The 10,164-nt window shown below is 64.3% G+C and carries 1 protein-coding gene; it reads left to right on the forward strand.

Features of this window, described 5'->3' with window-relative positions; genetic code table 11:
* Positions 1–523 precede the first annotated feature (523 nt).
* Positions 524–10,164, forward strand: a 9,641-nt coding sequence (locus AB0I04_RS38885) for a phospholipase D-like domain-containing protein (protein WP_360896661.1), incomplete at its 3' end; no start/stop codon positions are given.

Genomic DNA, 10,164 nt, shown 5'->3' on the forward strand with positions numbered 1-10,164 from the left:
TCCTGTGGTTCCGCCGGTGTCGGGTGAGACGGCTCCTGGGGTTGGGGCGGGTTCGTCTGGGGCTGGGGTTGTTCAGCCGCCTTCGCGTTCGACCGCTCCTGTGGTTCCGCCGGTGTCGGGTGAGACGGCTCCTGGGGTTGGGGCGGGTTCGTCTGGGGCTGGGGTTGTTCAGCCGCCTTCGCGTTCGACCGCTGCTGCGGGCGGGACCGTTCCGTCTCGGGCTGTCGGTGACTCGGCGTCTCCCGCCGTCTCCGGGCCTGCCGGCCGCGGCGCGTTGGACCGCGCGGCAGGCTCGGCGGGCGTGGTAGGAGCGGCTGCCAAGGACGGGCAAGGTCCGAGAGAGCCTTCGGTCCAGGTCGCCTCGGCAACGCCCCTCCCCAGCGGTGCGCATGAAGCGCAACGCGACCCGGGCATTACGGAGGATCGTGACACGCTCCCGGCTGGTGCGAAAGCAGGGGACGAAGCTCCTGGCACGCCTAGTGGGGCCACCAAGACGCGCGCGGCTTCGGCGTCTTCGAGTGAAGTGCCGTCGTCCGCACAGCGTGCCGGCGCGGGTGAACGTGGAGTTGGGGAGAGGTCTTCGTCGGCTTCTCGTGCCGGCGCCGATCCGTCGAATGTCTCTCGGCCTGAAGCTGGTGCTGGCGTCGGGCGTGGTGAGGACGGCAGGGCGCACGCGGCCTCGGAGTCTTCGAGTAAAGAGCTGTCGACGGAAGATAAGGCCCAAAACGCTGCAGCCGTCCAGCAGCGGATTGATGCCTTCATCGAGCACCAGCGGGCGGAACGATGGCAGGAGTACAAAGCCGACCGGGACGGTGAGTACGCGACTGAGCTCAAGATCGAGTCGGAGCTCCACCGGCGTGTCGACGTGGGCCGCGACTTTGACGATCACTACGGGCGATTCAAGTATGAGGATCTCTTCGGCGGCGCCTACCTGCCCAAGGACGGTCATGCTTGGTCGGAGGTGCGCGCCAGCTACCTTCGGGATCTGCGAAACGCGTTCAGGGCGGAGTGGACGCGGACAGGAGGACACCCAGGCGAACGCTGGGAAAATGATTACGCACGGCTGAAGGGCGAACTTTCCGATCGGCTTCAATTTTTCAGTCGACGTGCGCGTGACATAAATCAGTTCCGTGATCCGCAGGATCGCAATGAAGGAAAGTCATTCGAGGACGCTGATCGGGGCCGCGATCCGCTAGATCGAGAAGCGGAAACGGTTTTCGAGAAGGCTTTGAATGCCGTCAGAAAATTCGATGATAAGCAGTACCTTCGCGAGACCGAAAAGGAGCTGGTTGCTGATAATTATGATGAAAAAGTCGGACATTACGTCGGTCGTTGGGAAGGTGAACGGGGGATCCTCGACGACTTCCGAGCTACAAAAAGAGCCGACATCGCTGCTGCGTATGACGCGGCATGGGTAAAGGCTGGAGGGCCGCCGCGCAGTAAAGACGCCTGGGAGCATCCTACGCCGACCGGTCCTCTCAAGGATCTGCATGAGAAGATCGAACGAGTGGAATCGTCGACCGCCGACGAATTGATGACCACAGTCGAAGCTTTGGGTCGTTTGGAGCAAAAGGGCGCCAGGTGGCCTGAAGTTCTTGACAAAGTCGATCGACGGAAATTTGTGGAGGGTGTGCGCGTCGCGTATGACAAATTGCGCGCAGCCTCAGATGGCGAAGTGGGCGCACCGGCGGCCGATTCCTCGTTCGGTCGTCAATGGGACACTGCACTGACGGACATAGTGGACCGCTTCCTGGACCCGAGCCGTTTCTGGCGCGCCGAGTTCGAGAGCTTCCAGATGGAGAGGGGTCGGCAGGCCCTGAATGATGCTTTCCGTGAGTCCGATGAGACGCCTCGGGGGTTGAGTGGTGGAAGCAAGGAGAGGGTTTCCAAGGAATGGGATGACGCCATCAAGTCTGCCCTGGATGACCACTGGACGTCCGGCGAATCCGCCTCGGCTGCGACGTCGTCAGATGACGCCAAGTCGCAGAAATCTTGGAACGAGCGCTGGGAAGAGCTTAAGCGCAAGACGCTTCCGTCTCTCATGGAGCATGAGTATCGGAAGACGGAAATGGAGCTAAGGAATGCTGCGCACGACTGGAACCGAATCGCCGGTGATTACCGTGGAGATTCGGAGGCGTTGCCTAAAGAGTCGTATGACGAGATGTTGGGGAAGTATCGGGAAGAAACCATCGAGAAATATCATGAGGTTTGGCAGCCCGAAATTAAAGACACGAAGGAGTGGCTGGACAGTGAGAAGCGGAATGGGAATGTCCTTGAAGCGGAGCTGGACGACCTCGCGTATCGTGAACATTTGTCTGGTCAGGCATCAGGGACGGAGGGCCGCAGGCGACTCGGCGCACTGTTTAAGACGCTGACGGAGAAGGATTCTTCGGCCGAGAAGGGTCCTTTGGCGGAGCGGGATCCCTCGGTAGAGAGGGATTCTTCGATGCTGCAGATGTTGGTGGACCATCCTGCTGCTTCTGAGGACGTGAGTGCAGGACAATCCGTCGACAGGGAAGCCATAGCAACCTCGGCATTTAGTGAGAGATTCAAGGATGCCCTCGCAGATATAGACCGGACAGATGCGATGCGTCAGGAGGCGCACGAGTCCGTCGAGTCTGAATTCCAGAGCTCCAAAACCGAAATCGAGAAGCAAGCGGAACAGCACGCGGAACAATTCTGGCGCTCGATACGGGAGCGCGGCGTCGAGAATCCGCGTCAGGACTTCGAAAACCAGATTCAGGGTTCCGGTTCCGAGGAGTTGGCGCAGGACCTACAAGCGCAGGCGCATTCTGATGACGAGTGGCTGCTCGAGCAGATTGCCGAAACGAAGAGCCGGATCGCGTCTGATTGGGTGGCGGCCGCGGAAGCGGAGAAGGAGCGGTTTGCGGATGAGTGGGCGAAGGCCGCGGAATCCGATGCTCCTGACCAGGTGACCGCCGTTCGTGAAGGCCTGTCGGCGGCGTTCGTTGAGCGGCTGGAGGAATACCCGAGGCTGCTGGATGCGCACGAGACCTTTTCAAATAAGGTACTGGTAACTGATCATCAGGAGTTCACCCACACCTTCCGGGACTCTTCGGAGGTCAAGCGGTTCAGGGACGACTTTGCCGAGGCGTGGAATGGCCTCGGGGCTGTCGCCGAGTCGGGCGATTCTGAGCTGGAGGGCGCTCGAGAGGCGCTCATCGGGCAGTTCAGGGAGAAAGTCACTGAAGCGTGGCGGCAGGGGTGGACGAACGAGCAGAGGTTCGCCGGCGCGCTGCGGCTTGAGGACAAGTGGGGACGGGTCGTCGACCTGCGGAACCCTGATTCGCAGATGGGCCCGAGAGCCGCGCAGATCTATAAGCACCGGATCCACCAGCTCAAGAAGCAGTACTTCGAGGACCTGGCCGCGGCAGAGGCCTTGGGCGAGGGGCATGGGGAAGAGCTGTCTCGCCTGGACTCGGGCGTCCAGCGCGCGGCGCGCCGGCTGAGAGACGGAGTCGAGCCTTATGCAACGGCGATCGATAAGGCGGTCGATCAGCTCAATGCGAATCTTGACGCGATCGGTGCGCGGTTGGCCGACCCAGTCCACCTCGCCTCGGAGGGGCGCAGCGCCCAGGACGATCGCGCCAATCGTGGAAACCGTTACTGGTATAACCATCAGGCGCGCGAGGTTGTCCGCGGTTTTGCGAGGGATGTAGAACGTCAGGGGCCGGGTGCACTGGAGCGGCTGCACAGAGACGCTGTCCAGCGCCTAGTGGCGCTGGGAGAGGTAGCCATATCGCGGTCTTCGGCGAATCAAGAGTTTCAACGCCTGCTCGACGATTGGAATGCGGATCGCGGCCATCTGTCTTATCAGGACGATCGGCGAATTGACGCGCTTCGCGAGGAGTACATTCAGACACAGAGTCTCGCGACTTCGGCGGCATCTGCCGACTTGTCGCCCGTGTCGGCGCCGTACGGCCTTGAAACGGACGGCTGGCGGGTTTCCGCCTTCCGCACGCGTCAGGAACGCCTGAGCGAAACCTACGCTCAGATCCTGGCCGAGGCTGCGACGCCAACACGCGAAGAGGCTGATACCACGCTCGAGCCTGAACAGCCGGCCTCGGCGGACGTCGACGGGCAGGAGTCCGAGGGACGGGCCGACGGGCAGAGTTCCGCAAGACGGTATGAGGAGTACCGGGCACGGCTGGACCAAGCCGTGAACGATGCTGCGGAATCGCTCGGGGACAACCTCGACGATGTCGGTCGGCAGCTGCTGAGTGCGTTCGAAGTCCACGATGCAGCATTGTCCGACCTCACACGCTCTGCGGTGCGGCAGCGGCTTCAACGCGAACTGGAAGTAGCGCTCACCGACAAATTCGCCTCCTACGACTCGGTCGATGCGCCGCGCGACGCGTCGACTCGGTCCGACCAGGTGAATAAGTGGTTCGACGACCTGATAAAGCGGGTGCCGTCAGAACTTGTCAGGGCGATCGCCCGCGATGCCGCGATGGCAGCGGCGTCGGAGCAGGTCGACCAGGCCGCGGATGACTGGGAACGAGCTCCGGCATCCGCTCACAGCCAAACCTTTATGCGCAGGTTCGACCTTGAGCCGGGTCAGCTGAGCACGGACGTTTACGTAGCGATCTCGCATTCCTTCACCGAAAGATCCGGAGCCGAATTCGACAAGATCTTCGACCTCGCTGGGGACTCGGCGACCCTGAGCGCTCAACTGGATGAGTGGCACAAGTTCTCCGACGCCCGGAGCAACCGATTGAAGGCCTCCTTCCTAGTGGAGTCCGCACACCGGAGGGTCCGTCAAATCGCCTCCCGGATCTTCAGTGAGGAACTCGAGTCCTGGCAGTCGCTCAGCGACGACCATATGCTGCTCGAAGACGAGATATCCCGGGTGGCACGGGTATTCCACCAGCGTGTGCTATCCGCCTTCGCGTCGGCCTTCGCTGGGTATACCGCGGAGAAGGATGAACTCCTGGCACGGAGCTGGGCGTGGGACGGCGAACTGCGCGACCTCACTGCCGAGCTTCCCGCCTATTTCTCCCTCGAGGCAGCGTCGGGGAAGGGCCTGGAGGCCGCAGGCGCGACGTTCCACGGACTTACGGGTGAGTATGAGACCGACGCCAACGAACTGGCCGAGATCGCAGCTAGGTACCGCCGAGACTGGTTCGAACTCTTCCGGCTGTTCCTTGCACCGTCGTCGGCCCTGGACGAGTCATGGCTGAATGATGAGGAAGCCCATAGGAATTCCTTCCTATGGGGAATGATCAGCAGTGATCCCGATAATGTGATCATCAGTGATGGTGTTCGCGGCGATGGAGCGCCGCAGAACTCCAACGCCGTGTGGACCGCGGCCCCCGGCGCCGGCATGCTGCCCACCGGCGTCCCTGACCACGCGCAAGTGCCCACGGTGGACGGTCGGTCGGCCCTGGTCGTGCCGATGCCCGACCCACACGCCCTGCGGGGGGACACGGCCGGAATCGCGCCGGTTCCGTCCGGTTATCAGGGATTGTTCGAACAGGCCAGGCGGATCGTGGAAGACCTGCCGGCGAATGTCCGCGAGCGGCTACTGGCCGAGGCGGCGGAGATCGTCGCATTCCACCACGCGCCGCTGCCTGTCGACATGACGACGGTTCCGCAGGAGCGGCGCGAGGCGCACGAGGGCGTTGTGCTGGCCGTCGCGGAGCTGTTGTATCGCGAGGACGAGTCGGGCGTCTCCGGCGACGATGCCGAGGCGATCGAGGCCGCCCACCGTCTGGCGGAGGAGCTGGCGGAGACCCTGGGGACTCGGCGCCGGACCGGTGGGGCACCACCGGGAAGCGCTCGGCCGCCGGTCGATCCGGTCGAAATCGGCGGTGGTGGCGGTCCGTCACGCTCAAGCATCGTCGACGACTGGATTCGTCAGTCGGCGGTCGACGGCGTCTCCCGATCGGGCGCCCTCCGCAATCTCGATGCCGCAGTGGCGGCCCTGCGCGGCAACCGTGGCGATGTCGCGTCGCTGCGTGCCGCCCTCCACGCGATCGACGAATGGAGGACGACGAAGACCGGTCCGAGCCGCCGTGATGACGCGGTAAACCGGCTGGAGGCCGAGGTCGCCGCCGAACTCACCCGTTATCAAGATAGGGCTGGAATCACCGTACGGTCGCGCCCCTCGAGCATGAGCGGCCTCGACGCCTCCCCCGCGACGAGAGCGGCCATCGAGGAGCTCGAAGGCAGGTACTTCCCCCCTGGCATGTCGTTGGGTGTTCCGCATCGGGCCGACACGGCGGTCACCCCCCACATCGACGGTGCCTCGTACTTCGCGGCGATCGCCGACGTACTCGACACGCTGGGGCAACCGGGCGATCGCCTGTACATCACCTCCTGGTACCTGCACCTCGCCACCAGGCTGCGTCACCGGGCGGGCGAGCCGAATCTCGGTGAACGACTTATCGCTCTGGCCGAAGCCGGCGTCGACGTGCGGGTCGTCGTGGCAATCCCCCGCCACTCCCTCAGCCCGTTCGAAAAACCATTTCCGCAACAGGACTTTTGGCGATGGCCGATCGCCAAGGGGCTCAGTATTTACTCGAATACCAACCTCAACTCGGTCCGGACCCTGCGGGGCGCTCACCGGGACGGCCGCGCGGTCCTCGCGAACCGTGTTCTCATCGATTGGGGCGGCGCGTTCGACTCACGACATGAGAAGTCCACGGTCGCCTACCATGCGGCCACCGGCCAACTGCACGCGTTCGTGGGCGGCATGGACTATGCGCCGAACCGGCTCGGCGCAGAAGAGCACAGCGGAGCGCCGAACCACAACTACTGGCACGACCTCGGCGTACAACTGGTCGGTGGCGCGGCCGAAGAGGTGCTCTCCAACTTCTGGACCCGCTGGGACGAGACGGCGACACTGCCGAACCGCACTTACTGGCACGAACGAACCCAGGAGCCCTACAACCCGGCGATCGAGCCCACGCCTCACCAGCTGACGCCACCGCGTTCGGCCGAACCGACGCGCTCTTCGGCCGATTCGCACGTCGACGCGGGCATCCGGGTCTGGCGGAGCTACGCTAAGCATCGCGTCAGCCCGCTCACCGATTCCCTGCGCCTTCCCTGGGCCACCCTGCCGCCGGAAGGTGTCTCCGAGATCGCCGACGGTATCACCGGGGCGATCGGCGCGGCCGAACGTTACGTCTACGTAGAGGATCAAACGCTCAACCCGTCCTCTTTGACGCAGATTTACTCCCACCATGACTTCATCTTTCCTGCGGTCGCCCGGGCGCTCGCCCGAGGCGTCAAAGTGGTGTTCGTGACACAAGGGTTCCCGGGCCGGGACCAGCCGTCACCAGATGCCACTCCGAACATCTCCAGTGAGATCAACGCGCTGATCCTGGATGGACTCTCGGCCGAGCAGCGGCAGAACTTCGCCCTGTTCGTTCTGACGGACACCAAGATTCATTCCAAGCTGGTTCTGGTCGACGACGAATTCGCGTCGATCGGCTCGGCCAACTTCTGGGATCGTTCGATGCGAGGCAACGAGTCGGAGGTAACGGCGGCGATCGTGCACCCGGGCGGGCCAGGCTCCCTGGTCGCCGACCTCCGCGTGCGGCTGTGGCGTGAGCACCTGCGCATGCCCGACACTGCCTCGACCGACGCAAACCTCCGTAACCTCGAAGTGGGCCTCGGCTACTTCCGGCGTACCTGGGGCAGCGGCACCGCTGCGGAGATTCCGGACACCGCGCTGGAAGAAATCCGAACCCGCTCGCGCAACCGCAGTGGCGACGGTTCTTCCGCCCAGGGCGATGGGCCCGCAGTCGTCGACTCGGTAGATTCCACGGCGATGCCATCGGATGATGCCGCCACCCCGGTACAGGAACCGCCCGGCGCCACGCCCCTCGCGGGCACCACGCGCGCTGCGGAGCCCACCTCGGCCGATCGCGAGGCGTTGAACGCCGCCGACATGGTGGTCTGGGTCAACAGGACTCTGCACAACGACCGCGCTCTTGGCTGGGCCGGCGGCCCGGTCGACGCCGACGACGTTGCCGACGCGGTGCAGGCCCTGAATGCGCAGACCGTGGTCTATCCGACCACCACGCCCGCCCAGGCCTACGCGATCGCCCACCAGATCGCCCGCGGCACCGCCCCTACCAGAACGCGGGGGGGCGCGACCGGAGGGCTGCGGAGGAACGAACGAGAGCGGCTGGAAGATGCCCAGTACGCAGTCCACGCGGCGGAATACCAAGGCCTCACGCCCAGCCAGGTCGCAAAGGAATACGGCGGCAAGTACGACAGCGGGCGTTTTAAAGATGAGGAGGCATTGGGCCCGGAGTTCACGCTGTTCAAGGACAGGTGGTACGCCAAAAAGTACGCCCCTGCTGGGGGTGTCGAGCAGGGCAGTGCTGTGGGGTCCGGCGGGTCCCGGCCGGGGCCTGAGCAAGCGGAAAGTTCTGCGGCGGGGGCGAGGCAGTCGTCGGGGGTTCCGATGGCCGTGGGCCAAGAACGGCTGGACCCAGTCCAGGACGAGATCCGACTGAATCGGGCCCGCCAGCAGACCCGCGACGCGGGCGACGAAGGCCTCGCGGTCAGCAACGTCGCAAAAGCACACGGCAACAGCCACGACTACGACCACGAGCGTTTTAAGGAACAGAATGCGTTGGGCCCGGAGTTCACGCTGGACGAGGGCAGGTGGTACGCCAGCGAACATTCCCCGCTGAAACGGGCCCGGGACGCAGTCAGCGGCGCGGCTGACACAGGCATCCGGATCAGCGACGTCCCACGCGCACCCAGAACGAGACCCAAGCGTTTTGCGCACCCGACGGCGTTGGGCCCGGGGTTCAGGCTGGTCTATGGCAAGTGGTACACCGAGGAACACGCCCCCGGGCAGGAAGAGCCGCTGGAGCGGGCCCAGGACGCAGTCCGTCGCGCGGCTGGCACAGGCCTCACGATCAGCGATGTCGCGCTCACAATCAGCGCGGTTGACTACGACTACGAGCGTTTTGCGGACCCGGATGCGTTGGGGCCGGAGTTCACGCTGTTCAAGAACAAGTGGTACGCCGGCGGATACCTCCCCGACGAGGCCCGGGCGGCGATCCTGGACGAGCAGCGGCTCGAGCGGGCCCGGACGCGGGTCCTCGAAGCGCGCACCGATGGCGTCCTGGTCAGCGGCGTCGGACAGGCATTCCGGCCCTACGACGGCAGGCGTTTTTGGCAAAAGGACGCGTTGGGCCCGGGGTTCAAGCTAGTCGTGAACAGGTGGTACGCCGACGAGTACGCCCCTGCTGGGTCTGTCGGGCAGGGTGTGGTTGTGGGGGCCGGCGGGTCCCGGCGGCCTGGGCCTGAGGATGCGGAGAGTTCTGCGGCGGGGGCGGGGCGGTCGTCGTGGGTTCCGGCACCGGTGCCGGTGGTGGGGTCTTCGGTTTATGGCGTGGTTGGGTCTGGGTCTTTGATGTCGCCTGGTTCGCTGGCGGGGGTGTTGTCGACGGGGTTGGGCGGGCTGGTTGAGTGGTCGGGTATTGAGGGGGTGCTGGCTGGGCGTGGTTTGGTGTTGGGGCCGGTGGTCTTTGGTGGTGATGGTTTCTTCGCCGCGTTGCTGGGCGCGGCGGGGACGCCGAACCTGCTGGGTGGTTTGACCAGTCCTGCGGAGATCCGGGAGCGGTTGGGCTTGTTGTTGCTGGATCAGGGGGCGCGTGATGCTTTGGCGCCGTTGGTTCGGTTGCAGGCCGAGTGGGCAGTTGATGAGCAGCTGGGGCGTGAGCAGGGTCTGAACGTCGATTGGGGCGCGTATATCGGGTTGCTCGAGGCGGCAGGCTCGCCGGAGGCCGCTGAGCTGACCGCAAGGCGCGAGGGACTGATCGTTGAGGCCACCGGAATGGTCCTGGATAGTGTCGCCTTCACCATTGTGGGCCCGGGGGAGTGGGACGCCGTGGCTGAGGGCATTGTCCCGGGGCTGGCCGCTTATGCGTTCGGTTTGAACATCGAGATCGTTTCCGGATCCACTGGTGCGGTCGAGGCGACCTATGGCCAAGGCGCTATCTCTGTCACGCTGGTCCGTGCCGATGGTGGCGGCTGGCACTCCACTACTGCGGCCTACCCTGCGGGCGGCTCCTTTGAGGGCGGGAGTGGGTACGGCCCGGGTTATTTCGGTTATTCGGGGGGTTATAACCTGTCGTTCCGTGCGGATACCAGCCTTTCGATGATCGTTGGTCTGGG

Source organism: Actinoallomurus sp. NPDC050550 (assembly GCF_040655075.1).
Classification (GTDB): Bacteria; Actinomycetota; Actinomycetes; order Streptosporangiales; family Streptosporangiaceae; genus Actinoallomurus.